The organism is Paucilactobacillus vaccinostercus DSM 20634 (assembly GCF_001436295.1).
Lineage (GTDB): Bacteria > Bacillota > Bacilli > Lactobacillales > Lactobacillaceae > Paucilactobacillus > Paucilactobacillus vaccinostercus.
On sequence record NZ_AYYY01000061.1, the window covers coordinates 170,523 to 197,415 of the forward strand.

Sequence of the window (26,893 nt, forward strand, 5' to 3'; positions counted from 1 at the left end):
TCGATATGTATAGCTTTTATGGACAACCAAAATTTAAGATTAATGCCCAGCAACCGATGGGTTATGAGCTATTTATTCGTGAGTGGACTGCTGGGCAGTGGCAGCTTCCCCAAAATTTCAACACGATTACAAGTACAACTCTGGAACGCTTATTGTGTCAGGTGATTAAAAAAATGCCCGCTAACATTGAAATGCTGTCCTTTAACCTGGAACAAAATCAGTTTATTCAACCCGAATTTATGGCTATGGTCGCTAGGGTTCAGCAACAAACGTCAATTCGAATTTTCACGGAATTGACGGAACGGTTAGCACCGGGTGTCAGTGAAGCAGAAATTATCGCGGCAGCCCAACGGTTTCATGATCAGGGATTGCTGGTCTGCATTGATGACGTCGGTACCGGTCAAAACACTCCCAATATGGTACTGAAAATGAATGCGTATATTGATGAATATAAGTTTGCTTTTCAAAATTTCCGGCCCTTTGAACATATTGCGGAGATTGCCGATGAGCTTGATTTTTGGTACAACCTAGCGCACCGTGAACATAAGATGTTGGCGTTGGAAGGCTTGGAAACCGAAGAAGACTTAGAGACGGTCAAGCGTGATTATCCGTGCGATGTGATTCAGGGATACTATACTGGCCGACCAGAGTTTTTGGTGCAAGATTAGATGTTTCACGTGAAACAAATTTAGACTGACAAATGTTGATTTGTCGGTCTTTTTTTGGCACGTAAGTATTTAGATTGCGTATGGATGGTAATTCAACATAGGCATTAGACATGTTGGCGTGCTGTAAGCTATGCTTTATCTGTTGAGAACGGCACGTATTGTGCATTCTTAAATTTGTTAACGAAGTGATTGGTAGGTGGATTTGTTGGGAGTCACAAAAGATATTCTGAAACAAGCGAGAGATGGTGGAATCATTGAATTTGATCACACTAATTACAGTCAAATTGACACAATAGTTGAGCAAAACGCTGAATTAACAACTCTATTTAATAATACTTACCATAATGCAGATGGAAGACGAGAGTTACTTAGTAAAATTTTTGGCTATAATCTGCCAGCGACAACTACCATTAACGCACCGTTTAATACGGACTTTGGCCGACATACGCGGGTCGGCGAGCGGGTATTCATTAACAAAGATTGCCTGTTCGTGGATCTGGGCGGTGTGACCATCGAGGATGATGTGTTGATTGGGCCACGGGTGACGCTGATTTCAGTGAACCACGTGGAGAATCCCAGTCAGCGCCGCAATTTGATCACCAAGTCGGTGCATATCAAACGGCATGCCTGGCTCGGGGCCAATGTGACCGTGCTCCCCGGCGTAACGATTGGTGAAAACGCAATCGTGGGCGCTGGTTCGGTCGTCACGAAGGATGTGCCTGATAACACGGTTGTCGTTGGCAATCCGGCCAAAAAATTACGCATGACCAATGTTTAACGAGGGAGGAATTTTAGATGAACGAAAATGAATTCGTCACCTTAGCCAACGGTGTGAAAATGCCATCAGTTGGGTTTGGTGTGTTTCAGGTTGATGATTTATCACAGGCCGAATCGGCGGTTACAGCAGCTATCAAAACCGGTTATCGCTTGATTGATACAGCGAGTTCTTACAAAAATGAGGAAGCTGTTGGGCGTGCTATTGCTAAATCCGATATCGCCCGCAAAGATTTGTTCGTGACTACTAAGGCGTATATTCAGCAAATGGGCTATGAGCAAACGATTCGGGCATTCTATGAATCACTGAATAAACTCGGTTTAGACTATCTAGATTTGTATCTGATTCATATGCCATTTGGTGACTATTATGGTACCTGGCGGGCGATGATTGACCTGTACCAAGCTGGCAAGATTCGGGCCATTGGCGTTAGCAATTTTGACGCAGCCCGTCTGATGGACCTGAGTTACAATTTTGACGTCACGCCAATGGTCAATCAAATTGAGCATCACCCGCATTATCAGCGCCTTTCGGAGTTAGCAGTAATGCGTGATTTGGGGGTGCAACCGGAAGCGTGGGCACCATTTGCGGAAGGCTTAAACGGGATGTTCGACGAACCACTATTAAAATCGATTGCGGCGAAGTATGATAAGTCTGTCGCACAGGTCATCCTGCGCTGGAATCTACAACAGGGAGTTGTCGTGATTCCAAAGTCGGTTCATGAAAATCGGATGATTGAAAACCGTGATGTGTTTGATTTTGAATTAACCGATGCCGAGATGGAACAGATTCAAAGTTTAGACGAAGGTCAGCCGTCAATGCTTGATACCACTAAACCTAGCGAAGTTAAGCGAGTTTACGATTATTTAAATAATCCGGTACTCACTAGTTTGTAATTGTCATAACAGGTAAGGAGCGAATCAAAATGAAAAGTACGTTATTTGTAAAACCAGGTGAAGTCACTATTAAAGACATTGAAAAGCCGACCATTCAGGCCGATGACGATGTGATTATCCATGTCGTACGGACCTGTGTTTGTGGCTCTGACTTATGGGCTTACCGGGGGCTAGAAGATAAAGCCCCTAATTCGGAGAACACCGGTCATGAAGCAATTGGTATTGTGGAATCGGTTGGTTCCGCAATCACGAGCGTTGTGCCAGGTGATTTTGTCATTGCGCCATTTACCCACGGTTGTGGTCACTGTGCTGCTTGTCGGGCAGGCTTTGACGGCGTTTGCCAAAACCACACCGACAACTTTAGTAACGGCATTCAAGCTGAATATGTTCGCTTTCAACATGCCAACTGGGCATTGATCAAGATTCCTGGGCAACCAGCCGATTACAGCGAAGAAATGCTCAATTCATTACTCAGTTTGGCTGACGTGATGGCGACTGGCTACCACGCTGCCCGAGTGGCCAACGTGAAAACGGGTGATACTGTCGTGGTCGTCGGTGATGGTGCGGTCGGTCTATGTGGTGTGATTGCCGCTCAGATGCGTGGCGCAAAGCGGATTATCGCCATGAGTCGTCATGAGGATCGGCAACAGTTGGCGCGCGAATTTGGCGCCACCGATATCGTCGCAGAACGTGGCGACGAAGCCGTAGCAAAAGTGATGGCACTCACGAACAACGCGGGCGCTGATGCGGTGCTCGAATGTGTGGGGACCGAACAATCAAATGAAACAGCCATGAGTGTTGGCCGTCCGGGCGCAATCGTTGGTCGTGTGGGCTTACCACATGAACCCAAGATGGACATGACCCGTTCGTTCTACAGCAACACGATCATTGCTGGTGGTCCTGCTTCAGTCACGACGTACGATAAGCAATCGTTGTTGAAGGCCGTTTTGGATGGAGAAATCCATCCAGGGAAGGTCTTCACTAAGTCGTTTGCACTGGATGATATCAACGCCGCGTACCAAGCAATGGCTAACCGTGAGGCGATCAAGTCTCTGATTGTGATTCAATAAAAATAGCCATACTTTTATAGCATGTAAAAAAGCAAAATAAGAGGTTAGACAAAATTTGATTTTTGTCTAACCTCTTATTTGCCTATCCAGACTGATTATTCAAACGAAAGTCGCAAGGCGGTTAATTGAGTTCGGCGGATATCTGATTCAGCAATGTCTTTGCGGCAGTCGACAAGCGATGCCCTTTGAGCCAGACAATACTCGAACCGGTGGTCAACGTGGGTGCTAAGGGGATGAAGGTGAGCTCGGATTGATTCGTATTGATGATGCCATCAATGCACAGCGCGTAACCGACACCCGCAGAAACCATCAAGGAGGCGTTGTAGAGCAGGTTGAAGGTCGCCACGACATGAATATCGCGGTTGCTTTCGCCAAACCAGTCGTTGAGGACGTCAGTCATGCCCTTTTGCTGCGAAATAATGAGCTTCTCACCAAGCAGATCGTCGAGTTTCAGGTGATCCCGCTGTGCAAGCGGCGAAGTATTCGGTACAAGCAGGCCCCAGCGACTTTCACCAGGCAAGTGAATAAAGTCGAAGTCACTTTTCTCTGCCGGTTCCATAATCACGCCAAAATCAAATACGCCAGATTTAAGGCGGGCGCGCACATCGTCAGCGTTAGTACTGGTCACGTTGATTTGAATATGTGGATAGGTATCTTGTAGCTCTCGGATTGCTTGGGCAATCGTCAGAAAGTTTTTGGCTTCGGCACTGCCGATCCAGACAGAGCCACTAATGTCTTGATTTTCATGAATGTTTTCGAGTGTTTTGTCCGTTAATGACAAAATCTGGCGGGCCTGCGCCGCAAAATATTCGCCACTATTGGTCAGTTGAATCGAACGACTACCACGCTCAAACAAGATGATCCCGAGTTCTTCTTCTAAGTCTTTAATTTGTCGCGAGATGGTCGGTTGCGAAACATGTAATTGTTGGGCGGCCCGGCTGATGTTTTTTTCGTCGACTACGGCCAAAAAGTAGCGTAAAACGCGTAGTTCCATTAAATTCATCTCCTATAGCTAATTTGTATATATTTGGATTTATTATAAGTATTAGACATTACTAAAATCAAGTCCTATGATTAAAACATCGAAATAAGCAAACTAACAATTTAGTAAACGGAGGGTTTATTGATGGATAATTATATTTTTGAATTGAGTACGGCAGTGACCCGCGAAACGGTACGTTACCAGAATCGTTTCGGCATTGAATTAGCGGCCGACGTGTATAAGCCAAAGTCGTTTGATGAGTCACAGCAATATCCAGCCTTAGTCGTTGGCCCACCCTACAGTGGTGTAAAGGAACAAGGTCCCGGCATCTATGCCCAAGAGATGGCAAAGCGAGGATTCATTGCACTAGCATTTGATCCATCGTTTAACGGCTTTAGTGGTGGAACCCCACGGCATGCCTCTTCACCCGATATCTTCGTGGAAGATTTCTTAGCCAGTGTTGATTATTTAGGTACTCGATCATACATCAACCGTGAACAGATCGGCGCCATCGGTATTTGCGGTAGCGGCAGTTTTGCCTTGAGTGCGGCGCAGATGGATATGCGGATTAAAGCCGTTGCCACGGCCAGCATGGTCGACATTTCTGCGGCAGCGCAGATGGGGACTAAAGAAGAACGGCAAGCTCAGTTGAAGGCGATCGGCGAACAACGATACGTGGATTTTGAAAGTGACCAACCTTTGCTGGGGGCCCGTGGTGCCGGATTAGCTGACGAAACCGATGATCCTGTCTTCCGCGAATTTGGTGATTTCTACTTTACCAGCCGCGGTTGGCACCCAAATTCAATCACGATGTTCACGCAATCGTCGAATGCTTCATTCATGAATTTCAGTTTGTTGAGTAAGATCGATGAAATTTCGCCCCGTCCAATCATGTTGATCGCGGGTGATCAGGCATTTTCAAAGGGCTTTTCTGAACAGGCATATGCAGCCGCAAACGAACCGAAACAATTAGTGAAGATTGAGAATGCGAACCACATTGATTTGTACGATGATACGACTAAAATTCCGTTTGAGAAATTGGACGCGTTCTTTAAGAAAGGATTGAAGGTGAAGTAATGACTGCTAGTACGAATGCTAATTGGTCGGCAGCGGAGATTGAAGCATTTACCACGGCCGATGACATGAAAATCTCGCCATTTTACAGTGATGGTAAGACGTACGGCACACCGACATGGATTTGGTCGGTGGTGGTAGACAGCCAACTCTATGTCCGGGCCTGGAATGGGCAACGATCACGCTGGTATCAATCGGCGATGATGCAACATGGTGGACGCATCTATTTGGCACAACGTAATCATGAGGTGACGTTTGAAGATGCGAGTGGGGATGTCACACTGGATGCTAAGATTGACCAGGCTTACCAAACTAAGTATGCCGGCAGTCCCTACATGCCGCCGATGATTCAAGATGGTCCACGGAGGGCCACGGTTAGAATTTTACCCAAGTAAAGGAGAACATGATGACAAAAGTATTGATTATTGCTGCTCATGGCGCGATGGCGCAACTGGTCACCAAACGGTTGCTAGCAGAAACGGATGATGAGCTAGTCCTATTTTTACGCAATGCCAAAAGGTTAAATGACTACACAGACAATTCACGGGTCACGCTGATCGAAGGCAATACGCTCAGCACGGATGACTTGGTCGCCGCCATGCAAGAAATTGATATTGTGTATTCTAATGCTGGCGGTCCTGATCTTGGTGACCAGACAGCACACATCTTGGCCGCAATGAAGCAAGTGGGGCTAACCCGGCTCATCTATATTAGTGCGTTGGGTGCTCATCACGAGGTTGTCGGTGAGTTTGGTCAGTGGAATGAACAAGCTATCAGCGCATTTTTACCAGGTTTCCGTCGGTCGGCAGCGTTAGTAGCACAATCAGCAGTGGATTACACTGAAGTGCGGCCTTCCTGGCTCACCGATGCGGACGAAATCGATTATGAGCTGATCAAGTTAAATGAACCATTTGTTGGTACGGAGGTATCACGGGCAAGTGTTGCCGATTTTGTTTTTCAAGTGATTCAAGATCCAAGCCGGTACGTGCGAGAAAGCATTGGCCTTAGTAAGCCAAATACCCCCGGAGATAAGCCAAGCTGGCTGTAGGCAGTAAGTACAAATCAAGATATGCGTTGCTATTTATTTTGGTTTCACGTGAAACACAAAAAGGCGCTGATGCAAGTTTGACCTTGTATCAACGTCTTTTTAGGTACTCTTTATGATTGATGAGCTTGATTGATTCCTTGCCAGCGTTGTGAAAGCTGGTTTTCGATATGCAAATGATCCAACAGTTTCATGGTGTTGTGATTGATGATATCGTCAATGGTTTGCGGATTGTTATAGAATGCGGGGATGGGGGGAATGATTTCAACTCCCATTTTTGATAGCTTGAGCATGTTTTCCAGATGAATTTGGTTAAAGGGTGATTCGCGGGGGACAATCAGCAGTGGTCGCCGTTCCTTAAGTGTCACATCGGCTGCCCGTCCCACCAACGTATCGCCCATGCCGGTTGCAATGGAAGCGATGGTTTTCATGCTGGCGGGCACAATGACCATTCCATCATGTAAGAAAGAACCACTGGCCACGGCCGCGCCCATGTTGCGTTCGTTGTAGACTTCGTCGGCGAGGTCGAGGACCCCCTGTTTCGTGTAGCCGGTATGCTCGATCGCGAGGTTTTCCCAAGCCCACTTAGTCATGATGAGGTGGGTTTGAACGGCGGGATTGGCCTTTAACGCCTTCAGTAGGCGTAAACCGTAAATGGTGCCGGATGCACCGGTGATGGCAACAACAATTTTTTTCATGAGTGTGGGTCCTTTCTAACGGAGTTCATTATGGCTGCCGGGCGGTCCCGGCAGGTCACGACGGATTAGCCGTGAAAAGGTGCTATTATTTCAGGTAATCTTGCCAGTTTGGCATTTCCTTGAATTGCGCCCGTGTGAAGGACTTCTTCATATCATATGGGAAGGTACCGTCCAAGACGAGTTTGGAACTCATCCCCCGAACACGGATCCGAGCTGGATCGTATTCTGGTAATTCGGACGGATCAAGGGGATGGTTACGCAAGCCTTCCAAGACCATGATGTCTTTATCGGCTTGGAACCGGGTATTAATCGTCCACATCACGTCGTTCCAATCAAAAATATCAACATCTTCATCGACGAGGATGACGGTTTTTAATTCTTTAAACGATGAGAAGGCCAGTAAGGCAGCTTGGCGTTGAATTCCTTCGTCGTTAGCATCGTCCTTGTGAATCTGCATGATGGTCATCAATTTACCACCACCCGCAGGGGCGTTATAGACGTTTTTAACTTTCCCTGGGATTGCGCGATCAACCAGGTTCAGAATGGAAGCTTCGGTTGGAATGCCGGCCATTGAAACGTGTTCTTCAGATGGCCCAATCGTTGTTTGGACGATCGGATTGTCTTGACGATGAGTGACAGCCTTAATTTTAACGATGTGAACGGCTGGGTTGGCAGTACCGTTATAACCAGGGAATTCGGGCATCGCGTGGCCGGTGTTAGTGTTGATGTCTTCTTGCATGGAAGTGTTGGGCATGATTTCAGCTTCCACAATCCATTCAGAACGGGCGATACCAAGTTGATCAACGGCCATCCCGTCAACGACTTGGACGGGTTCGTTACGAAGCGCACCCGCGACTTGTAATTCATTGTAGCCCAGTGGTGTCGTCGGTGGCTCGAAGGTTGCACCAATAGTGATTGCTGGATCAAGACCGATGTTGATGGTGATGGGCATTGGTTTATCCAGCGCTTCGTATTCTTTGAGAAAGGCACCAATGTGACGACCACCGGGCATGATGTACATGCCGATCGTGTCTTTATCTTCAAGGACCATCCGGTGAATCGTGACGTCACTTTGTTTTTTATCAGGAGATGCGCCGTAAACGACGCCCATGGTGATGTAGGGGCCAGCATCTACGGGGGTATTCGTTGGGGCAGCTAGAATTTTGCGAATATCAAAATCAGGTTCGCTGGCGTAGTGAACAACCTCTTGTGCGGGAGCATCTTTGTGATCTACTTTAACTGGTGCGACGGGATGGGTGACGGCGTCATTCAGCATTTGCCCGAGGGTGCGCCAATCGTGATGTAAAATCGTGCCGACCCGTTTCCGGCTTGCTTGGAGACCGATTAATACCCGAGAACCCGGAAAGCCCTTTACGTTATTAAACATCATTGTGGGGCCTTCTTGGGTGGGTCGCATTACGGTACCACCAGAGCCAATATACCGGTATACCCCAGCTAAATCAGCATCGGGATCAATTTCTTTATCTGTTGCGTGGTATTGGCCGGGCAGGTCTTTAATCTCGTCCAGTACTTTACGTAAATCATATGGTTGTTCAGTCATGCTAACTACCTCCAATTCATTTGTTATCTCTATTATCGATGGCTTGGGGAAGAAAAACAATTCAAGGTTGTCACGGTTCTATTCCACTTTGGAATGAACGCAATCAATCTAGGTTAAGCATAACAAAATGGAATTACCGCTCACAAGGGCAACGGGAAAACGTTTCTGGTTGGCATTCAGCCGGATTTCAGAGTATGTTGAATGCATATTAACCTCAGTAGAGAATGGGTGAGAACGCGTGAACCAACAGGATGAACACAAATTAGCAATTTTAAACCAACTGATGACGCACTATGGTCCCCAGCACTGGTGGGAACATGAAAACCGCCTTGAAGATTGGGTTTCGATGATTTTAGTCCAGCAGACAACGGGCATTAACGCTGAGAAGGCGGTGGCTAACTTAGCCCCATACCTGACAGTGACGGGCCTCAGTGAACTTGATATGGATGAACTCCAACGATTAATTCGACCGGCCGGATTTTACCGTCAAAAGAGTAACTATATCAAAACTTTGATTGCGTGGTACGTGGCGCACGGCGCCAATCTCGCGGCTTTCAAGTCAATTCCAACGCCTGATTTGCGCCGGGAGTTATTGGCAATCAAGGGGGTGGGCGCAGAAACGGCCGATGACATGCTGCTGTATATTTTTGAACGGCCGGTGTTTATTGCGGATACGTACGCTCGGCGCCTGTTTAATCGGCTGGGGTTTGGTCCCTATCGGACGTATCATCAAATGCAACAGGAATTTGACGCGCTTGCTGCCCAGCAAAGTTTTGCAACGTGTCGGGAATGGCATGCGGTGATTGACGAGCATGGCAAGGCCTACCGCCGAGACGAGGCGTTGGATGAATCATGGATAAAATAAGGGTGCGATGCTAACCGATAAACGCCAATCACACGATAATGGTTGCGCTTTCTTAAATCAGCTATCATAATAAAACTTATTAAAGCTCATGGATAGTTAATGGAGGGAACTAAATGGCCTATATCGAGGTTAAAAATGAATCAAAGCGGTATCAAATGGGAGAAACCACGATTGTGGCGAATAACCGGCTGTCGTTTGATGTCGATCAGGGAGCACTGACGGTCATTTTAGGCCCCAGTGGTGCGGGAAAATCGACCGTTCTTAATATTTTGGGAGGCATGGATTCGCCCAGCGAGGGCCAAGTCATCATTGATGGGGTTGATATTGCCCAGTTTAATGATAAGCAACTGACGCAGTTCCGACGGACGGACATCGGGTTCGTATTTCAATTTTATAACCTAATTCCTAATTTAACGACGCGGGAAAACGTTGAATTGGCATCCTCAATTGTGCCCGATGCGTTAGATGCCACGCAGGTGCTCAAAGATGTCGGGTTAGGCGACCGGCTCGATAATTTTCCGTCGCAGCTATCCGGTGGCGAGCAACAGCGGGTAGCCATTGCCCGGGCGCTGGCGAAAAATCCCAAGCTGTTACTATGCGATGAACCGACCGGCGCACTGGATTACCAGACCGGTAAGCAGGTACTGACCCTGCTGCAAGATGCTAGCCGGAAGGCGCACAAGACCGTTTTGGTGATTACTCATAATTCAGCCTTGGCAAAAATGGCGGACCGGGTTATTCGGATCAACGATGCACAAGTCCGTGCTGTGGAAGATAATGCACATCCCCTGCCAGTCGCCGAGATTGAATGGTAGGTGAGCTGATGAAACCCTTAACGAAGTATATGTGGCGTAATATTCGAGGCTCCCTCGGACGGTTTATTGCGATTGTTCTGATCATTATGTTAGGTGTTATCACCTTTGTCGGAGTCAAGGCAACCGGTCCGGCGCTGAACGATTCGCTGAATAAAACGGTCAAAGATCTGCACTTGTCAGATGTGCAACTGATGTCATCGACCGGCTTCACCAAGCAGGATGTGAAAACGGCTGAGAAGGTGGCGGGCGCACAAGCGGAAGCGGTCAAATTTAAGTATGTTACCGGTGGTGCGGACAGCTATGCGGTGGCCTTGTATGGCTACAACGCAGCAAATCAGCAAAATCAGTTGGCACTGCGAACCGGACATTTACCTAAGAACCGGCACCAAATCGTGCTCGACTACCGCGCTCAGGAAAAGTACGGGTACCACCTTGGCCAGCACTTTACTTTCGACCGGTCGGCGAAGCTGCGTCATCGCACATACACGATTGTCGGCTTTGCGGATTCACCGAGTTACATTGATAGTAGTGTGCGGGGGTCGGCCAATGTCGGGGATGGCACGGTTAAGTTCTTTGCCTATATTCCGGCCAGTCAGATGAATTTAGCCACGGCCACTTTGCTCAACGTCTCCTTCCAAAAACTACAACACACAGATACGTTTAGTGACCAGTATGATCGAGCAGTTGATCGGCGGGTAGCACAGCTGAAGACGGTCTTTAAAGCCCGCGCTAAGACGCGCAGTACGGCCTTGCTTAAGCAGGCGGCCCCCCAGTTAGCGACCCAGCAGCAACAACTCGATCAGGCCCGGCAACAGCTAGTCGCGTCGGGGTTATCGACAGCGCAAGCAAAACAGCAACTGCAACCCCAACAGGCGCAGCTAAATGCGGCTTTGCAAAAAGCACAGCGGGCTGTGAAGACGACTTACACATGGCAAACCCGTGACGACCTCCCCGGCTTTGCGGCGTACGGGGAAAGTTCGGATCGCATTGCGGCGATTGCGAACGTCTTTCCGGTGTTCTTCTTCTTGGTGGCAGCCCTCATTACCTTTACGACCATCACGCGTATGGTCGAGGAGGCGCGGGCTCAGATTGGGACGTTCAAGGCATTGGGATATTCCAAGACGGCGATTGCCCGGAACTACTTAAATTACGCGTTTTTGGCGGGGATGATTGGGACCGTGATTGGTGCGTTTGTGGGCAATCTATCGTTACCCCGGCTTGTGTTATCACTATATCGGTCCTACATTCCCCTTACTGCGGTTGTTCACTTGCAGTGGGGGCTCTTCGGGATTTCGCTCTTGGTGGCCATGCTCACCACGGTGGGAGCGGCATTACTGGTGGTACGCCGAGAACTGGAAGAAAAGCCGGCAGAACTGATGCGGCCGCGGTCACCGAAATCGGCTAAACGAGTGCTGCTGGAAAAAATAACGCCACTTTGGCGCCGATTGAACTTCAATCAAAAGGTCAGTTACCGGAACATGTTTCGATATAAATCACGCATGCTGATGACCATTATTGGGATTGCCGGTGGCACTGGGCTTATTTTGACCGGGTACGGCATTCAAAATTCGATCGGTGCGAGTGGCACCAAACAGTACGGGGAGGTTGTGAAGTATCAGGCCCTGGTACGATTAGCACATGACGATCAGGATCATCAGGCCGTCAAAATTTTGCAGAACAATGCACAGTACCGGCGACACACGCAGATTAGTGCCAACGTGGGGGATGTGCGTTCTCACGGCCATAAGGTTGACGATGTGAACATTTTTGTGCCGAGTTCAACTAAGCAGATTAAGCAGTTTATCAGGCTCCGAAGTACTGAAAACCAGCATGCAATTCAGCTTAAGCAACACGGAGTCGTCTTGTCAGAAAAGATGGCACAGAAGTTGAACGTTCAGGTCGGGGATTCGGTGAAGGTGACGACGACGGATCATGACCACGGCACCGCCAAGGTAACGGCGATCACGCAAAATTATGTGGGGGACTATTTATACGCTAGTCCAGCGGCTTATCGTCATTTGTTCGGTCAAACGGCCGCTAACAATACGTTGCTGGTGAGCCTCAAGCATCAAACCCAGCATCAACGTGATCAGCTCGCACACCGCCTGTTGAAGGACGGAGATACTCAGGGAACGAGTTACACGAGTGATCAGCGTCAGACGATTACGACAATGTCGGGGAGTCTAGATACGGTCGTCCTCATTTTTATCCTGCTGTCTGGGGTGTTGTCCTTTGTGGTATTGTATAACCTTACGAATATCAACGTTTCCGAACGGATTCGCGAATTATCAACGATTAAGGTCCTTGGATTCTATGATCGAGAGGTGACAATGTATATCGTACGGGAAAATATTATGCTGACGCTGATTGGCATCGTGCTGGGTTACGGTGTCGGCAATCTTCTGACAGCCTATATTTTGCACCAGGCCGCCACGGATCAAGTTATTTTTCCACTGACGATTTATTGGCCGGGCTATGTGGTGGCCACCCTATTGATGGTGGCCTTCACGGTCATCGTGATGGGAGTCACGCATCGCAGATTAAAGCGCGTTGACATGGTATCAGCGTTGAAATCAAATGAATAATAAAAATAATCCCGCTCACCTTTGATAAAGTGAGTGGGATTATTTAGATGAAACGAATTCAATTAGGATTGATTGGCGAAAATATCTTCCATTGCGTCGATTGCGGTACCACCATAAACGTAGGCGGGCCCACCGCTCATCAGGATGGCGGTGTTGATGGTTTCGACAACCTCTTCCTTAGTAGCACCCGCGGCAATCGCATGGTGAAGATGGTCTAAAATGCACCCCTCACACCGGATCGAAATGGCAACACATAGACACATGAGTTCTTTTTGCTTATGAGATAGGGCGCCGTCTTTCAAGGCGGCAGCGTGCATCGTTAAGAAGTCTTTACCGGTATCACCAGAAGCGGCCGTTAATTTCTGGTAGTTACTATTAATTTGTTGAAACTTATCGCTATATTCTGACATGTGTACTCCACTCCATTTCTAAGTTGATTACGGCTTGATGATAACGCTTTCAAATGACTAAAACAACTAAAATGATAGGGCAATATCGCGGATCTTTGACAGTGGTAACTGTCTTTTTAGAAATGAATTAAGCCAAATTGACGGCCACCACGGGCGTTCCACTTGTACTTGACTGGCGAAATGATTATAGTCAAAAGCATAACCGGAGGGAGAAATGCATTGATTGAATTTGAGAATGTAAGCAAAACGTATGAACAACAGCCCGCGCTAAACGATCTGAACCTGACGATCAATGATGGTGAGCTGTTTGTGTTGGTTGGCCCGTCCGGGAGCGGGAAGACCACACTCCTTAAAATGATTAATAAACTAATTGAACCAACCACCGGAACGGTCAAAATTGATGGTCAAGACGTGGGCGCCGCGGATATCCGCCAGCTGCGTCACCAAATTGGCTACGTGCTTCAAGCAGGGGCACTATTTCCGAATATGACCGTGGAACAAAATGCGGCGATTCAACTTGATCAGCTAGATTGGGATGTTCGTCAAAAACATGATCGCATTAATGAACTACTCACGCGGGTTGATTTAGATCCGCAAACCTACATGGAGCGGATGCCAAGCGAACTATCGGGTGGAGAAGCCCAGCGGGTGGGCATCGTTCGGGCATTAGCCTCACAGCCCAAGCTAATTTTGATGGACGAGCCATTTAGTGCGTTAGATCCCTTGTCACGCCGCCGCTTGCAGCAACTTGTGTTAAAGCTTCATCAGGAGCTGGCCTGCACGATCGTATTTGTGACCCATGATATGCAGGAGGCCATTAAGCTGGCCGATCGGTTAGCCGTGATTCATAATGGCGATTTATTGCAGGTCGGCCGACCACAAGAAATAATTGCTAATCCGGCTAGTGAGTTTGTGGCTGACTTTTTCGACGATGGCACGACGCGCAATCTTTTCTTAAGTCAGGTTTTGAAAACTGGATTTGGTCGGTTACCGGAACCAGCCGATCAGCCGGTGAAGCTGGCTGGCACGGACACGATTTTCACTTGGGCCGATCTCTTGAATCAACACCCCCGCCAACTCGTGACGGTTGACGACCTCGTCTTGGAACCACAGGACCTGCTTTCCTACATGTCACAGATTGGGCAGGTGAGCTAAATGACAGCATTTGGTAATTACCTCGTCAAGAACGGCAATGACTTGCTGGCGTCACTGGGCCAGCATATTTTTATTTCACTGGTAGCGGCGCTAATTGCAATTGTGATCGCGATTCCGTTGGCGGTGGCCTTGGTTAATCATCGCCGGTGGGGCGAAGTTGTCCTTCAGGTAACTGGCGTGGTACAGACGATTCCAAGTCTGGCGGTCTTAGGATTACTAATTCCGTTGGTGGGGATTGGGACGGTTCCTTCGATTATTGCGTTAGTCCTGTACGCCATCATGCCGATTTTTCAAAATACCTATGCAGGGCTGACTAATATCGACCCGCTGTTGATCGAAGCGGCAGATGCGTTTGGGATGTCACGGCGGTTTAAGCTGTTTCGTGTTCAGCTGCCACTTGCGATGCCGATGATCCTATCGGGAATTCGGATTGCGGTCGTCCTAATCATCGGGACGGCGACGCTCGCCGCTTTAATTGGTGGCGGTGGTCTGGGGACCTATATTATTACGGGAATTCAGACTAACAATGATCAGGCATTGATCGCTGGGGCGGTGCTATCCGCTATTTTAGCGCTGGTTGCTAGCTGGTTGATCAAAGTTTTATCACGCGTTTCGGTGAAAAAACTCCTGTACGGACTAGGAATTTTAGCGGTTTTAGGGGTTAGTGGAGGCATTTACCACCAAGCAACCCAGCCCAAGGAAACAATAACGATTGCTGGTAAGTTGGGTGGCGAACCCGATATTTTGATTCACATGTATAAAGATTTGATCGAGCAGGATAATCCGAATGTCCATGTCGTCTTAAAACCCAATTTTGGTGGCACAACCTTCCTATTCAAGGGATTGCAGAGCGGTAAAATTGATATTTATCCGGAGTTTACCGGTACGGTACTGCAAACGTTGGTTAAGCAGCCCAAACATGTCAGTCATGATCCGGCTAAGTCGTATCAACAGGCAAAGGCACTCCTGAAAAAGCAGTACGGGTTGGACTATTTGAAGCCGATGAAGTATCAAAATAACTACTCGCTGGCGCTTCGTAAGCAGGATGCGGAGAAGTACCATCTAAAGACGATTTCGGATTTAAGTCAGGTTTCGACAACGCTGACGAGCGCCTTTGACACTGACTTTTCGCAGCAAAAAGATGGCTATCCGGGACTGAAAACGGCCTACGGGTTAGTCTTCAAATCCGTCCAGACGATGGAACCTTCGCTGCGGTATCAAGCGGTGGCGGATCGTAAGGTCGACGTGACCGATGCGTATACGACTGATCCGCAGATTCGGCAGTATCATCTAGTGACGTTGAAGGATGACAAATCATTTTTCCCAGCCTACCAAGGCGCGCCTTTGATGAAGGCGTCATTTGCTAAGCAACATCCACGGGTGGTTAAAAGTCTCAACCAGCTCAATGGTAAGGTGACGACGAAGCAAATGCAGGAAATGAATTATCAAGTGACGGTCAAGCACCGAAAGGCAGCAACCGTGGCACGTGAATTTTTGCAACAGCAACACTTACTTAAATAGGGTGAAGGCACCTTGATCTTTTTTTGGATCAAGGTGCTTTTTTAGAAAATAAAGGTCAAACTTTTTTTGACCTTTAATAAACAAATTTGAAATAAAATTACTTATAATCGTTTATATAACAGTATTTATAGCTTATTTCATTGGCGAAATAAAATGTTTGACCTTTATTGACTATATGGTACAAACGTGGTATATTATTCATCAAGGAGGAAAGGAAAATGGAAATTGATGTTAAGGCTTATTTGGACGACAATCACCTCACGATCTATCGGGTCGCCAAGTCAGCTGGGTATGGTTATTCAACGATTCATAAGTCATTTAACAAGACGCAATCCGACGCCACCTCACTGAACTTGCGAGATCTCGATGCACTCGCAACCGCAATGCACCAGAACATGTGGGAAGTACTCCGCGAATTGGAAACCCACTATTTAAAATAGGCGACTCAAAAAACGGTGCTGGTGATCAATATCTGGTAGCCGTTTTTCATAACACAAGACAATTAAGCTTAAAAAAGCAATCCTAAGGAGGAATTTAAATATGGCAAACTCATTTTTTGGTAACGACCCATTTTTTGGCGGGCACGATTTCGACGATATTTTTAACGAAATGATGCGGGGAATGAACGGGGTTAACTCGGAAAACCGCTTCCTTGTCAACGGCGAAGAAGTAACCCCAGAACAATTTGATCAATTAAGAAAGCAAGCCGCTACCCAGCGGGCGCAACAGGCGCAACAAGCAGGTGGCGCACCGGCTGCGGTAGCCGGTAAGAAACAAGGTGGAATTCTGGAAAAACTGGGACGTAATTTGACTCAGGAAGCCAAAGACGGCAAGCTCGATCCGGTGATCGGTCGGAATAAGGAAATCCAAGAAACCGCTGAAATTTTAAGTCGGCGGATTAAAAACAATCCGGTTCTCGTCGGAGATGCCGGCGTTGGTAAAACGGCGGTTGTCGAAGGATTAGCACAGGCAATTGTGAAAGGCAATGTACCGGCCGCAATTAAGGACCATGAGCTAATCAGTATCGATTTGTCGAACCTAGAGGCCGGGACACAGTATCGCGGGAGTTTCGAACAAAATATTCAGGACTTAGTAAAAGAAGTTCAAGCACGCGGAAACGTAATCTTGTTTTTTGATGAAATTCATCAGATTTTGGGTGCTGGTTCGACGGGTGACGAATCCGGTTCGAAAGGGCTAGCAGATATGATTAAGCCAGCTTTAAGTCGTGGTGAAATCACGGTTATTGGGGCAACAACCCAAGACGAATACCGGAACACCATTTTGAAAAACGCCGCTTTAGCACGGCGGTTTAATGAAGTGACGGTAAACGCCCCTAGCGCTGAAGACACGCTTGAAATTTTAAAAGGGGTTCGGAGCCTGTACGAAAAGCACCATCACGTAACGCTACCTGATGATGTATTGAAGGCGGCTGTCGATTACGCGGTTCAGTACATTCCACAACGGTCTTTGCCAGATAAGGCCATCGATCTTGTGGATATGACGGCCGCCCATCTATCAGCACAACATCCAGTGACGGACAAGGTGTCACTCGAACAACAATTGAAGGCTGCCAAGCAGACGCAACAGGACGCAGTTCAGAAAGAAGATTATGAACAGGCCCAGAAGTCGAAACAGCTGGTTGAGAAACTTGAACAGCAATTGAAGGCGGGGACGGACGATCAACCTGCCGAAAAGGTAGTCGCCACGGTTAGCGATGTCGCCGAATCGACAGAACGACTGACTGGAATTCCGGTCTCCCAAATGGGCGCTTCGGATATTGAACGCTTGAAAGGCATTGGTCAGCGGCTTCGGGGTAAGGTCATTGGCCAAGATGAGGCCGTCGAAATGGTTGCTCGTGCAATCCGGCGGAACCGCGCGGGATTCGATGAAGGAAACCGGCCCATCGGGAGCTTCTTGTTTGTGGGTCCAACCGGGGTTGGAAAGACGGAATTGGCAAAGCAACTGGCGCTAGATATGTTTGGGAGTAAGGACAATATTATCCGGCTCGACATGTCTGAATACTCTGATTTGACAGCTGTTTCGAAATTGATTGGAACGAGTGCGGGGTACGTGGGCTACGAAGACAACAGCAATACGTTGACCGAAAAAGTACGGCGGAACCCATATTCGATTGTGTTACTCGACGAAATCGAAAAGGCCCATCCACAGGTATTGACACTCTTGTTACAGCTCATGGATGATGGCCGCTTAACTGACGGTCAGGGGAACGTCGTCAACTTTAAGAATACGGTCGTGATTGCAACCTCTAACGCTGGATTCAGTAGCGATACCGCTGACGATGATCAGCAACCACTGATGAAGAAGTTGGAAGCTTATTTCCGACCAGAGTTCCTAAACCGGTTCAACGGGATTGTTGAATTCAGCCATTTGACCAAGGACGATTTAGCTCAAATCGTGGACCTCATGATTGAAGAAGTTAACCAAACGTTATCTAAAAAAGATATTACGCTTGAAGTGACTGATAAGGCTAAGAGCTGGCTCATCGATCAAGGCTATGATGAAGCCATGGGGGCTCGGCCACTCCGGCGAGTGATCGAACAACAGATTCGTGATAAGGTCACAGATTTCTATCTGGATCACATGGATGTGAAGGCTTTAAAGGCGGATGTGGTTGATGACACGATCGAAATTAGTGCAAAATAAGATTTGTTAAAACGAAGCTTGTGTTTCACGTGAAACACAAAGCAACAGTCAAGAGCGGGTACGCTAATCTCACTTATGGGATGAGGTGCCCGCTTTTTGTCGACCATTTTTTACAATCTACCATATATTTAAAACACACGTGATTGCTTTGGGAGCCAAAGGTAATCATTTACAAGCCAAGATAGATGACCATTCAGTGTTTGAGTATGTTGATTTACTTAACGCCCATTATAGTGGCAGAATTAAACTAGGGACGGGGTATTATAAAACAGAAATTCTGGATGTCTTGGTTAAAAAGAATGATAAAGTAGTTCAGTATCAAAGAATTGATGATCTAGATGATCAAATTAAATATCATGGTGATTGGAATCATGTATGTGGCCTTGAAAATACGATTTGGAATAGAACTCTGTCATATGGATCAAGTGGTAAGTATACAAGATTTGAATTTGACTTTAGAGGATCTGGATTTTACTTGTTTGGTAAACAACGCTTTGAGAGTAGACTATCGATTACAGTAGATGGGCAGCTAATCAATGGTAGTTTATTACCGCAAACCGTGCCAGATAAAACTGAAAACGTTATGTTAAAAGGATTAACGAATGTTAATCATCATGTGTCGGTGGGCATTGTGGAAGGAACATATACATTGGATGCAATTGGGTTTCTGAAGCGTCCACGGTAGTTAGCCCCTAATTGAATACAAAAATAGCATCAGATCACAGTAATAATTGATCTGATGCTATTTTGTGAGTTAGAACAATCCTTCAATCGTGCCATCGTCGTCAATATGCATCTTAACGGCGGCTGGTTCCTTTGGTAAACCGGGCATGGTTAAAATATTTCCTGTTAAGGCAACGATGAAGCCGGCCCCGATCTTAGGGACGAGTTCGCGAACGTTGATGTCAAAATCACTTGGGGCACCCAAGAGTTTAGGATCGTCAGACAATGAATACTGGGTCTTGGCGATACAGATTGGCAGGTTTCCCCAGCCATTTTCAGTAAACTGCTTGATTTGTCGCTGGGCTTTCTTGCTGAGGACGGCTTTGCGGCCGCCGTAGACCTTAGTCACAACGGCATCTAGTTTGTCTTCAATGGGTTGGTTGTCATCATAAAGTGGGGTGAAGGTACTTGCTTGATCGGCCTTTTTGATGACTTCTTTGGCCAGATCGAGTGTTCCTTCGCCACCCTTTGCCCAACTGTCAGTGAGAATGGCAGTAACGCCATGCGCGGCGCAGGTATCTTTGATCAGATCAAGTTCTGCTTGAGTGTCACTGACAAAGTGGTTAATGGCAACGACTAACGGCACACCATACTGTTGAATATTCTCGATATGGTGAAGGAGGTTCGGTAATCCAGCTTTTAAGGCGTCCAGATTTTCGGTTTGAAGGTCAGGAAGCTTTTGACCGCCGTTGTACTTCAACGCCCGAACAGTGGCTACGATAACAGCGGCATCTGGAGTTTTACCTAAAACAGGGGCCTTAATATCAAGGAACTTTTCGGCACCCAAGTCAGAACCAAATCCGGATTCGGTGACGGTGTAATCGGCTAGATTTAAACCGGTCTTAGTAGCGGCGACACTGTTACAGCCGTGAGCAATGTTGGCAAATGGACCGCCGTGAATAATTGCGGGGGTGTGGGCCAGTGTCTGAGCCAAGTTCGGTTTGATGGCATCCTTTAAGAGAATGGTAATGGAATCTTCAAATCCGAGTTGAGCAACGGTAACGGGTTGTTTGTCGTGGTTGTAACCGACAACAATCTTACCAATGCGGTGCTTCAAATCGGCAATACTGGTTGATAGGCAGAGGATGGCCATTAATTCGGAAGCGGCAGTGATGTCAAATCCGGTTTCGCGAGGAATCCCTTGTGAAAGGCCCCCTAGACCAGTAATGGTGTGGCGCAATACCCGATCATTGATGTCGAGGACTCGTTTCCAGATGATCCGTCGTGGATCGAGGTCTTGTTTGTTATCGCGCTGGATGTAGTTGTCGATCAATGCGGCCAAGGTGTTATTGGCGCTGGTGAGGGCGTGTAAATCGCCGGTAAAGTGGAGGTTGATGTCTTCCATCGGCATGACTTGGCTGTAGCCGCCGCCAGTGGCACCACCCTTCATCCCCATGACGGGACCCATTGAAGGTTCACGAATGGCAATGATGGTCTTCTTCTCGAGAAGCGACAGAGCGTCACCTAGACCAACGAGGACGGTCGATTTACCTTCACCAGGGGGCGTAGGGTTGATCGAAGTCACAAGAACGAGCTTGTGAGCAGGATCTGGTGAGGCTTGTTCGAATTTCATACTAATTTTAGCTTTGTAATTACCGTAGGGTTCAATATCATCTTCAGTCAAACCAATTTTAGCTGCGATTTCTTTGATGGGCAGCATGGTGGCTTGTTGAGCAATTTCAAGATCTGTCATGTTTTGAATGCGCTCCTTTATGAGTTAGTTGAGACGTTTGCGACGTCTTGGGTTGTTTTGGCAAAACGTTTCCTGATTAAGAATGACACAGTTAGGGCAATAATTTCAAGTATTCCGAAAACAATTAGTGTCGAATTGTAGCTGTGTAAGAGTTGGTGTGACACGGAGAGCACAACCGGACCAACAAGACCGGCAATGCCCCACGCCGTGAGCACGTAACCGTGGATGGCGCCTAATTCCTTGGTGCCAAAAATATCACTCAGGTAGGCGGGGATGACTGAGAACCCGGCACCGTATCCCGAAAGAATAATGCAAAGGACAATGGTGAAGAGGTATGACGAGTGAATGAACATTAAGCTGACGATTAAGATTGCTTCAAACGTGAAGACCACGCTGAAAGTGTTTGGTCGACCGAGGTAGTCGGAAATCGAAGCCCAAGCGAGGCGCCCTAATCCGTTGAAAATACCAATGACACCCACCATCCACGCAGCTTTAGTGACGCTCATTGCGGTGAACTCTTGTGCCATGGGGGAGGCCGCGGCAACGAGGCCGATGCCGCAAGTGATGTTGATGAATAGCATCAGCCATAGGAGACGGAATTCACGCGTTTTGACGGCCTGATTGGCGGTCAATTGTTGTCCGTTCATGAGGCTGACACCCGCGGCAACTGGTGTCACGGTTTCCGTCACATTGAGTGCCTTCTTTGGTGGCCGAATGAATTGAGCCGCGCTAATCATGACGATGAAATAAACGGCGCCGAGGATGTAAAAAGTGCGTTCGACCCCGACGCTCGCAATTAATCCGTGGGCAACCGGGCTTGTGAGCATGGCGGCAAAGCCAAAGCCCATGATCGCACAGCCGGTAGCCATTCCCCGACGGTTAGGGAACCATTTGATGATGGTTGATACAGGGGTGACATAGCCGGAGCCCAGACCTAAGCCCCCGATTACCCCGTATGCGAGGTAGAGGAGCCAGAGCTGGTCGGTATGGATCGCAACCCCCGTCAGTGCGGTGCCAGCACCGTAACAGATACTGGAAATTGTGCCGGTCACGTTCGGACCGAACTTTTCAACCAACCGCCCCATGAAGGCGGCCGACATCCCAAGGAAGAAGATGGCGAGACTAAAAGCAAACGTGATCGATGATTCTGACCAACCGGTTTGGGCCTGAATTGACTGGGTGTAAACGCTCCAAGCGTAAACGGACCCGATCATCAGGTGGAGTAAAATACCACTACCAGCGACAACATAACGATTAACCTTCAACAAAACAATCCCCTTTCGTTAAAAACACGAACGATAATTACGCAAAATCTTTCCTATATGCAAAAATAGTATAATATACGACTTAATAAAGTGCAATAACGAAAATAAATTCATTAAAACACGAACAATTATATTTTTTATATAAAAATGGAATATTTTATTTGCGTTCAAGGAACCCGTGGGGCATAATTGACGTGAGAAACGGGGGATTTAGATGACTGAATTTGATCGGATTTTTGAAGCGATTAAGGCGGACCCACAAAATGCGGATTACACCAGACAAGATATTGAACCACTGTATTACGCGGGTAAAGAGGCCCGCATTAACGTAATTGGGCAAGCACCGGGCAAACGGGCACAAGACACGAAGATCTTTTGGAACGATCCGAGTGGCGTGCGGTTGCGAGACTGGATGGGCGTTTCTGACGATGAATTCTACAATTCTGGCAAGATTGCCATTGTCCCGATGGATTTTTACTACCCGGGAAAAGGGAAGAGCGGTGACTTGGCTCCTCGTAAGGGTTTTGCCCAGAAATGGCATCAACCCCTCTTAGATTTGATGCCCAACATCGAACTCACGCTGTTGATTGGGAGCTACGCCCAACGCTACTATCTGTCACTGAAGTCAAAAGACACCCTCACGCAAACCGTTAAGGATTATCAGCAGTATCTACCGGAATTTATGCCGCTACCGCACCCATCACCACGCAATTTTTCGTGGTTAGCTAAGAATCCGTGGTACGAAGATCAGGTACTGCCGGAACTCAAGCAGCGGATCAGGGAGATCCTCAACAAATGAGTATGGAGAAAAATAAATGTTAAAAGAATTGATATCGCAAAAACTCTATTATGGGTTTCCCATCTTCTTATTGGCCTATCCGGATGACCGGCATGGCTATAATGTGACGACGTGCAGCTCGTCGTATTCGCTACGCAACATGCTCGTTTTTGGCTTAGGAAAAGGGACGAATGCTGCCAAACAGTTGATGAACCATGGCGTCGGTAGTGCTAACGTTGTCGCACCAAAATACCATGAATTGGTAGAATATGCCGGTGACCATCATGGACAAGATAAGCTTGGTGGCGGGCGGGTTCCATACGATATCCTCGATGACAGTCATGTTCCGATCCTTAAACAGGCCAGTGTCGTTCTCGTGTTTCACGTGGAACATTATGAGGTTGTGGGGGGCTACGTGAACTTCACGGCGACGATCGATAAACGCTTCGCCCAGGAAAACCTGCTTGAAGATCCAAACCAAATTGGGCACGAACTTGATACTTTGCACTACTTTGGCATTGATCACGATCTGGTTAAACGCGCGATTGAAGCTGAATAAGTAAAAAAATAGGAACGTCTTTTCCCGATAGTTGAGAAAAGGTGTTCCTATTTTCGTGTGTTGTGTGTTGTGTATTGTGTGTTGTGTGAAACAAAAGGGACTAGCCGCGTGGCCGGCGGTTAAAACTGCCACCAAATCCGTTGAAGTTACCAAACGGAAATTCGAACCCACCCTGAGCAGGTCCACGGCCGTGGAATTTGTTGCTATGTTGCTGTGTCCAATCGGGTTCCTTAACCTCTAGGTCGGTGATGAGCTTGTCGAGAAGGTGCCGTAATTGTTGCTGCTCATCACTGGTGAGCGATTCGAACATCGATTCCGATAATTCATCTTTAAACTTTTTCGATCCCGTGATGTAGTCACGGCCCTTATCGGTGAGGGTAATGAGTGCAACTCGTTTGTCATCGGGAGATTCGTGCCGTTCGATCAGTTCGTTAGCTTCCAGTTTGCTGACGAGGGCACTAACGGAGCTGGGGCGAATATCCAAGGCATCAACGATTTGGGAGTTTGTGAGGTTATCTTTTTCAGCGAGGAGGTGCAAAACGCGAAATTGACCGCGCTGGTTTTGCTGATGGTCATCAAATTTCCAGCTCTTGATTGCAGCGGAGATAAAAGTCCGTTGCTGGAATAGACGGCCAAATAAGGTGAGTAGTTCTTGTGAGTCGTAGGTCATAACAAAGACTTCCTTTATTGTTATTTTAGTTAGGTAGTTGCTTCTTCGACTAACTAATTGAGTTCATTGTAAATTGTTAGTTAGCTCTTGTCAACAGAAACTAACTAATATAAAATAAAAACCATCCTGAATTTTGTTAGCAGGATAAACTAGTTTTAAAACGTGGGTGGCACTTGTATAATGAGACAAGCATCACACGCGCAAGATTTTAATTATAAGGGAGAATAATATGGCATTTCTCACATTACATGATATTCACAAGTCATACTTCCTCGGTAAAGAGGAATTTCCAGTTTTAATGGGAATTGACTTGGACTTTGAACTGGGTGAATTTGTTTCCATCCTCGGTGAATCCGGTGGTGGTAAGTCGACTTTAATGAATATTATTGGCGGGTTGGACCGCAATTTTAAAGGAACCGTCACGATTGACGGTCAGCAACTGGATCATAAAAAAGAAAAGCAACTCGACGAATATCGCCGCGGGACAATCGGCTATATTTACCAGTCGTATAACTTGATTTCGCACCTGTCCGTTCTCGATAACGTGTTAGTCGCACTAGACATGACGACGCTCAACCGGAGTCAACGGATTAAGCGGGCCACGGAATTGCTAAATAAGGTTGGTTTGAGCGATCAAATTAAGAAGCATCCGAACCAACTTTCCGGTGGTCAAAAACAGCGGGTGGCGATCGCCCGGGCGCTGGCTGCCGATCCACAGATCATTATCGCGGATGAACCAACCGGAGCGCTGGATTCACAAAACACAAAAGAAGTGCTGGACCTATTAGAAGAGATTGCTCAGGAAGGTAAGCTGGTTATCGCCGTTACCCATTCGCAGGAAGTGGCGAACTATGGGACGCGGATCGTGCATCTGGCCGACGGTAAAATCGACGGGGATGATCGAATTAAGCCGGCGTTTGATGGGGACCACGAAAGCGATGAAATTCCAGCGCGACCATTGGCAGCGATGGCCTCGTATCGGACCGCTTTCAAGCATTTAATGTACAATTTCTGGCGTAACTCGTTGATCATTTTAGGAACGGCAATCGGGCTGTTTTCCGTGATGCTATTCTTGGGGCTCGGTAACGGAATTAAGAGCTACATTAATAATCAGGTCACGGAATTAGCTAATCCCGACTTTGTGACCGTGATGAAGAACGTGTCAAAGGATAACAAAAAGGACGTCAACGAACGCATGACGGCGACCCAGCAAGCAATGGCGACCGACTACAAGTCGACCACGCTGACGAGTGCCCAATTGAAAAAGCTGAAGGACACAAAGCACGTGTCGAAGGTCCAACCGGGCTATCAATTGAGCAGCGCTCAACTGACACAGGGTAAGAAGACCGAGTCAGTGTCCACGTTTGTTACTTGGACGGGGCAAAATGGGTCGAAGTCAATTAAAGCGGGCCACCAACCTGGCAAGAATGAAATTGTGATCGACAAGAAATTTGCCAAGAGCTTGAACAGTAAGAACTGGAAGAAGGCCGTTGGAAAGACCGTGACGATTAGTTTGGCGGCTATGAATGACCAGAACCAACCCGTGAAAATCACGAAGACGTTGAAGGTGGCTGGTATTGTGAGCGTCGGTGAACAAGGATCATCCGCTTATGGTAATTACGCCACAATGAAGACCATGTTGAGCGACGCTGGTGCGGTGAGTGAGCCAACCTTTGCGGCCGTCAAGATTAATGATACCAAGCAGGTCAAGGCCACCAATGCGAAGATCAACGACATGAAGACGGCTGGCGTGCATGATTTTGCTAGCATGTCGGTGGGTAGCATCCTCGATACCGTTAACACCATCACGGACTTAGCAACTAACGTACTGGCGGCGATTGCGGCGATTTCACTAGTTGTTTCGGCGCTGATGATCATTGTGTCGATGTACATGTCAGTTTCAGAACGGACCAAAGAAATTGGTATCTTGCGGGCCCTCGGTGAATCGAAGAAGGACATTCGGCGACTATTTACCTCTGAATCCCTCTTCATCGGGCTACTGGCTGCTGTACTAGGAACGGTGATGGCGTTTGCGATTGGTGCGGGCTTGAACAGCCTCCTATACTCCATTGCGAAGTACAACCTAATTCGAATCAGCATGGGTGACGTGATCTTTGCCTTTGTTGTGGCGGTGATCATTTCATTCCTCGCAGCGCTCATGCCGGCAAGACGGGCTTCGAAGTTGAACCCGATCGATGCGTTAGCGGCAGATTAGCATAACCAAATACAGTTCAATGATAGATAAAAGGAAGCTATGATAGCTTCCTTTTTGATTTCCTTTTTCATCTGAATGGTGGTTATCGAAATGTTTTTGAAAAAAATTTAAGAATTATCTATCTAAAAATTATAAAAGCATTAATTACTAAAAGTAATATAGGAAAAATTAAATTATTCACTTGACTTAAATGGACCAAGAACGCT

General features: G+C 47.4%; 25 protein-coding genes. 18 read left to right on the forward strand and 7 right to left on the reverse strand.

What is annotated here, in order from left to right; genetic code table 11:
* Positions 1-5 precede the first annotated feature (5 nt).
* The 4 genes from FC26_RS09695 (at position 6) to FC26_RS09710 (ending at position 3,409) form a co-directional block, all read left to right on the forward strand.
* A complete protein-coding gene (locus FC26_RS09695) occupies positions 6-668 on the forward strand; it encodes an EAL domain-containing protein (RefSeq protein ID WP_057780070.1) in 663 nt (220 codons plus the stop codon).
* A 205-nt stretch (positions 669-873) separates the two neighbouring features.
* Positions 874-1,446, forward strand: coding sequence for a sugar O-acetyltransferase (locus tag FC26_RS09700; protein WP_235809502.1), 573 nt, complete (start codon positions 874-876; stop codon positions 1,444-1,446).
* 17 nt (positions 1,447-1,463) lie between these two features.
* Entirely contained in the window at positions 1,464-2,339 is an 876-nt protein-coding gene (locus FC26_RS09705; RefSeq protein WP_057780072.1) for an aldo/keto reductase, read from the forward strand.
* A gap of 29 nt (positions 2,340-2,368) precedes the next feature.
* Complete coding sequence (locus FC26_RS09710; RefSeq protein WP_057780073.1) at positions 2,369-3,409, forward strand: zinc-binding dehydrogenase; 1,041 nt, start codon at positions 2,369-2,371, stop codon at positions 3,407-3,409.
* A 121-nt stretch (positions 3,410-3,530) separates the two neighbouring features.
* On the opposite strand, the gene FC26_RS09715 is transcribed toward FC26_RS09710, so the two are convergent.
* On the reverse strand, positions 3,531-4,403 hold the full coding sequence (locus FC26_RS09715; protein WP_057780075.1) for a LysR family transcriptional regulator: 873 nt from the start codon (positions 4,401-4,403) through the stop codon (positions 3,531-3,533).
* A gap of 132 nt (positions 4,404-4,535) precedes the next feature.
* Here FC26_RS09715 and FC26_RS09720 point away from each other — a divergent pair, with 132 nt between their 5' ends.
* Genes FC26_RS09720 through FC26_RS09730 form a run of 3 tightly spaced genes read left to right on the forward strand, consistent with a single transcriptional unit; the run spans position 4,536 to position 6,513 of the window.
* Positions 4,536-5,468, forward strand: a complete 933-nt coding sequence (locus FC26_RS09720; protein ID WP_057780077.1) for an alpha/beta hydrolase — start codon at positions 4,536-4,538, stop codon at positions 5,466-5,468.
* On the forward strand, positions 5,468-5,860 hold the full coding sequence (locus tag FC26_RS09725; RefSeq protein ID WP_057780079.1) for a DUF2255 family protein: 393 nt from the start codon (positions 5,468-5,470) through the stop codon (positions 5,858-5,860). The genes FC26_RS09720 and FC26_RS09725 overlap by 1 nt, the downstream gene beginning before the upstream one ends.
* A gap of 11 nt (positions 5,861-5,871) precedes the next feature.
* Entirely contained in the window at positions 5,872-6,513 is a 642-nt protein-coding gene (locus FC26_RS09730; RefSeq protein WP_057780081.1) for an NAD(P)H-binding protein, read from the forward strand.
* Positions 6,514-6,623: 110 nt separating this feature from the next.
* On the opposite strand, the gene FC26_RS09735 is transcribed toward FC26_RS09730, so the two are convergent.
* Positions 6,624-7,208 (reverse strand): UbiX family flavin prenyltransferase, encoded by a 585-nt coding sequence (locus FC26_RS09735; protein WP_057780083.1) that lies wholly within the window; start codon positions 7,206-7,208, stop codon positions 6,624-6,626.
* Between the two features lie 85 nt (positions 7,209-7,293).
* The gene (locus FC26_RS09740; RefSeq protein WP_057780085.1) at positions 7,294-8,769 is read right to left on the reverse strand and encodes a UbiD family decarboxylase; all 1,476 of its coding nucleotides are present in this window, start codon (positions 8,767-8,769) and stop codon (positions 7,294-7,296) included.
* A gap of 238 nt (positions 8,770-9,007) precedes the next feature.
* Here FC26_RS09740 and FC26_RS09745 point away from each other — a divergent pair, with 238 nt between their 5' ends.
* The 3 genes from FC26_RS09745 (at position 9,008) to FC26_RS09755 (ending at position 13,034) form a co-directional block, all read left to right on the forward strand.
* Complete coding sequence (locus tag FC26_RS09745) at positions 9,008-9,634, forward strand: endonuclease III domain-containing protein (RefSeq protein WP_235809503.1); 627 nt, start codon at positions 9,008-9,010, stop codon at positions 9,632-9,634.
* Positions 9,635-9,747: 113 nt separating this feature from the next.
* Positions 9,748-10,449, forward strand: coding sequence for an ABC transporter ATP-binding protein (locus FC26_RS09750; protein WP_057780087.1), 702 nt, complete (start codon positions 9,748-9,750; stop codon positions 10,447-10,449).
* Positions 10,450-10,457: 8 nt separating this feature from the next.
* Positions 10,458-13,034: an ABC transporter permease gene (locus tag FC26_RS09755; protein ID WP_057780330.1), complete on the forward strand. Its 2,577-nt coding sequence runs from the start codon at positions 10,458-10,460 to the stop codon at positions 13,032-13,034.
* A gap of 62 nt (positions 13,035-13,096) precedes the next feature.
* On the opposite strand, the gene FC26_RS09760 is transcribed toward FC26_RS09755, so the two are convergent.
* Complete coding sequence (locus FC26_RS09760; protein WP_057780089.1) at positions 13,097-13,444, reverse strand: carboxymuconolactone decarboxylase family protein; 348 nt, start codon at positions 13,442-13,444, stop codon at positions 13,097-13,099.
* Positions 13,445-13,663: 219 nt separating this feature from the next.
* Here FC26_RS09760 and FC26_RS09765 point away from each other — a divergent pair, with 219 nt between their 5' ends.
* The 5 genes from FC26_RS09765 to FC26_RS09785 all read left to right on the forward strand — a co-directional run bounded on the left by FC26_RS09765 (position 13,664) and on the right by FC26_RS09785 (position 19,469).
* Positions 13,664-14,599, forward strand: coding sequence for an ABC transporter ATP-binding protein (locus FC26_RS09765; RefSeq protein WP_057780091.1), 936 nt, complete (start codon positions 13,664-13,666; stop codon positions 14,597-14,599).
* Positions 14,600-16,120 carry an ABC transporter permease/substrate-binding protein gene (locus FC26_RS09770; protein WP_057780093.1) on the forward strand — a complete coding sequence of 507 codons (1,521 nt, stop codon included), beginning with the start codon at positions 14,600-14,602 and terminating at the stop codon, positions 16,118-16,120. It begins immediately after the preceding gene.
* Positions 16,121-16,338: 218 nt separating this feature from the next.
* On the forward strand, positions 16,339-16,560 hold the full coding sequence (locus FC26_RS09775) for a DNA-binding protein (RefSeq protein WP_057780095.1): 222 nt from the start codon (positions 16,339-16,341) through the stop codon (positions 16,558-16,560).
* A gap of 100 nt (positions 16,561-16,660) precedes the next feature.
* The gene (locus tag FC26_RS09780) at positions 16,661-18,784 is read left to right on the forward strand and encodes an AAA family ATPase (RefSeq protein WP_057780097.1); all 2,124 of its coding nucleotides are present in this window, start codon (positions 16,661-16,663) and stop codon (positions 18,782-18,784) included.
* Between the two features lie 196 nt (positions 18,785-18,980).
* Positions 18,981-19,469, forward strand: coding sequence for a hypothetical protein (locus tag FC26_RS09785; protein WP_157061171.1), 489 nt, complete (start codon positions 18,981-18,983; stop codon positions 19,467-19,469).
* Between the two features lie 69 nt (positions 19,470-19,538).
* Here the strand turns inward: FC26_RS09785 and FC26_RS09790 are convergent, their stop codons facing one another.
* Positions 19,539-21,200, reverse strand: a complete 1,662-nt coding sequence (locus FC26_RS09790; RefSeq protein WP_057780101.1) for a formate--tetrahydrofolate ligase — start codon at positions 21,198-21,200, stop codon at positions 19,539-19,541.
* A 17-nt stretch (positions 21,201-21,217) separates the two neighbouring features.
* Positions 21,218-22,465: an L-lactate MFS transporter gene (locus FC26_RS09795; RefSeq protein ID WP_057780104.1), complete on the reverse strand. Its 1,248-nt coding sequence runs from the start codon at positions 22,463-22,465 to the stop codon at positions 21,218-21,220.
* A 214-nt stretch (positions 22,466-22,679) separates the two neighbouring features.
* Here FC26_RS09795 and FC26_RS09800 point away from each other — a divergent pair, with 214 nt between their 5' ends.
* Positions 22,680-23,264 carry a uracil-DNA glycosylase family protein gene (locus FC26_RS09800; RefSeq protein WP_057780105.1) on the forward strand — a complete coding sequence of 195 codons (585 nt, stop codon included), beginning with the start codon at positions 22,680-22,682 and terminating at the stop codon, positions 23,262-23,264.
* A gap of 16 nt (positions 23,265-23,280) precedes the next feature.
* Positions 23,281-23,802 carry a hypothetical protein gene (locus FC26_RS09805; RefSeq protein WP_057780106.1) on the forward strand — a complete coding sequence of 174 codons (522 nt, stop codon included), beginning with the start codon at positions 23,281-23,283 and terminating at the stop codon, positions 23,800-23,802.
* A gap of 100 nt (positions 23,803-23,902) precedes the next feature.
* Here the strand turns inward: FC26_RS09805 and FC26_RS09810 are convergent, their stop codons facing one another.
* On the reverse strand, positions 23,903-24,472 hold the full coding sequence (locus FC26_RS09810) for a MarR family winged helix-turn-helix transcriptional regulator (RefSeq protein WP_057780107.1): 570 nt from the start codon (positions 24,470-24,472) through the stop codon (positions 23,903-23,905).
* Between the two features lie 229 nt (positions 24,473-24,701).
* Between FC26_RS09810 and FC26_RS09815 the strand changes: the two genes are divergently transcribed.
* Entirely contained in the window at positions 24,702-26,687 is a 1,986-nt protein-coding gene (locus FC26_RS09815; protein WP_057780108.1) for an ABC transporter ATP-binding protein/permease, read from the forward strand.
* Positions 26,688-26,893 lie beyond the last annotated feature (206 nt).

Excerpts from the sequence above, each read along its gene's own strand:
- FC26_RS09815 (WP_057780108.1), top strand. The coding sequence starts at position 24,702 with ATGGCATTTCTCACATTACATGATATTCACAAGTCATACTTCCTCGGT.
- FC26_RS09810 (WP_057780107.1), bottom strand. The coding sequence starts at position 24,472 with ATGACCTACGACTCACAAGAACTACTCACCTTATTTGGCCGTCTATTC.
- FC26_RS09710 (WP_057780073.1), top strand. The coding sequence starts at position 2,369 with ATGAAAAGTACGTTATTTGTAAAACCAGGTGAAGTCACTATTAAAGAC.
- FC26_RS09695 (WP_057780070.1), top strand. The coding sequence starts at position 6 with ATGTATAGCTTTTATGGACAACCAAAATTTAAGATTAATGCCCAGCAA.
- FC26_RS09740 (WP_057780085.1), bottom strand. The coding sequence starts at position 8,769 with ATGACTGAACAACCATATGATTTACGTAAAGTACTGGACGAGATTAAA.
- FC26_RS09735 (WP_057780083.1), bottom strand. The coding sequence starts at position 7,208 with ATGAAAAAAATTGTTGTTGCCATCACCGGTGCATCCGGCACCATTTAC.
- FC26_RS09705 (WP_057780072.1), top strand. The coding sequence starts at position 1,464 with ATGAACGAAAATGAATTCGTCACCTTAGCCAACGGTGTGAAAATGCCA.
- FC26_RS09725 (WP_057780079.1), top strand. The coding sequence starts at position 5,468 with ATGACTGCTAGTACGAATGCTAATTGGTCGGCAGCGGAGATTGAAGCA.
- FC26_RS09800 (WP_057780105.1), top strand. The coding sequence starts at position 22,680 with ATGACTGAATTTGATCGGATTTTTGAAGCGATTAAGGCGGACCCACAA.
- FC26_RS09775 (WP_057780095.1), top strand. The coding sequence starts at position 16,339 with ATGGAAATTGATGTTAAGGCTTATTTGGACGACAATCACCTCACGATC.
- FC26_RS09760 (WP_057780089.1), bottom strand. The coding sequence starts at position 13,444 with ATGTCAGAATATAGCGATAAGTTTCAACAAATTAATAGTAACTACCAG.
- FC26_RS09805 (WP_057780106.1), top strand. The coding sequence starts at position 23,281 with ATGTTAAAAGAATTGATATCGCAAAAACTCTATTATGGGTTTCCCATC.
- FC26_RS09770 (WP_057780093.1), top strand. The coding sequence starts at position 14,600 with ATGACAGCATTTGGTAATTACCTCGTCAAGAACGGCAATGACTTGCTG.
- FC26_RS09715 (WP_057780075.1), bottom strand. The coding sequence starts at position 4,403 with ATGGAACTACGCGTTTTACGCTACTTTTTGGCCGTAGTCGACGAAAAA.
- FC26_RS09755 (WP_057780330.1), top strand. The coding sequence starts at position 10,458 with ATGAAACCCTTAACGAAGTATATGTGGCGTAATATTCGAGGCTCCCTC.
- FC26_RS09720 (WP_057780077.1), top strand. The coding sequence starts at position 4,536 with ATGGATAATTATATTTTTGAATTGAGTACGGCAGTGACCCGCGAAACG.
- FC26_RS09780 (WP_057780097.1), top strand. The coding sequence starts at position 16,661 with ATGGCAAACTCATTTTTTGGTAACGACCCATTTTTTGGCGGGCACGAT.
- FC26_RS09750 (WP_057780087.1), top strand. The coding sequence starts at position 9,748 with ATGGCCTATATCGAGGTTAAAAATGAATCAAAGCGGTATCAAATGGGA.
- FC26_RS09730 (WP_057780081.1), top strand. The coding sequence starts at position 5,872 with ATGACAAAAGTATTGATTATTGCTGCTCATGGCGCGATGGCGCAACTG.
- FC26_RS09790 (WP_057780101.1), bottom strand. The coding sequence starts at position 21,200 with ATGACAGATCTTGAAATTGCTCAACAAGCCACCATGCTGCCCATCAAA.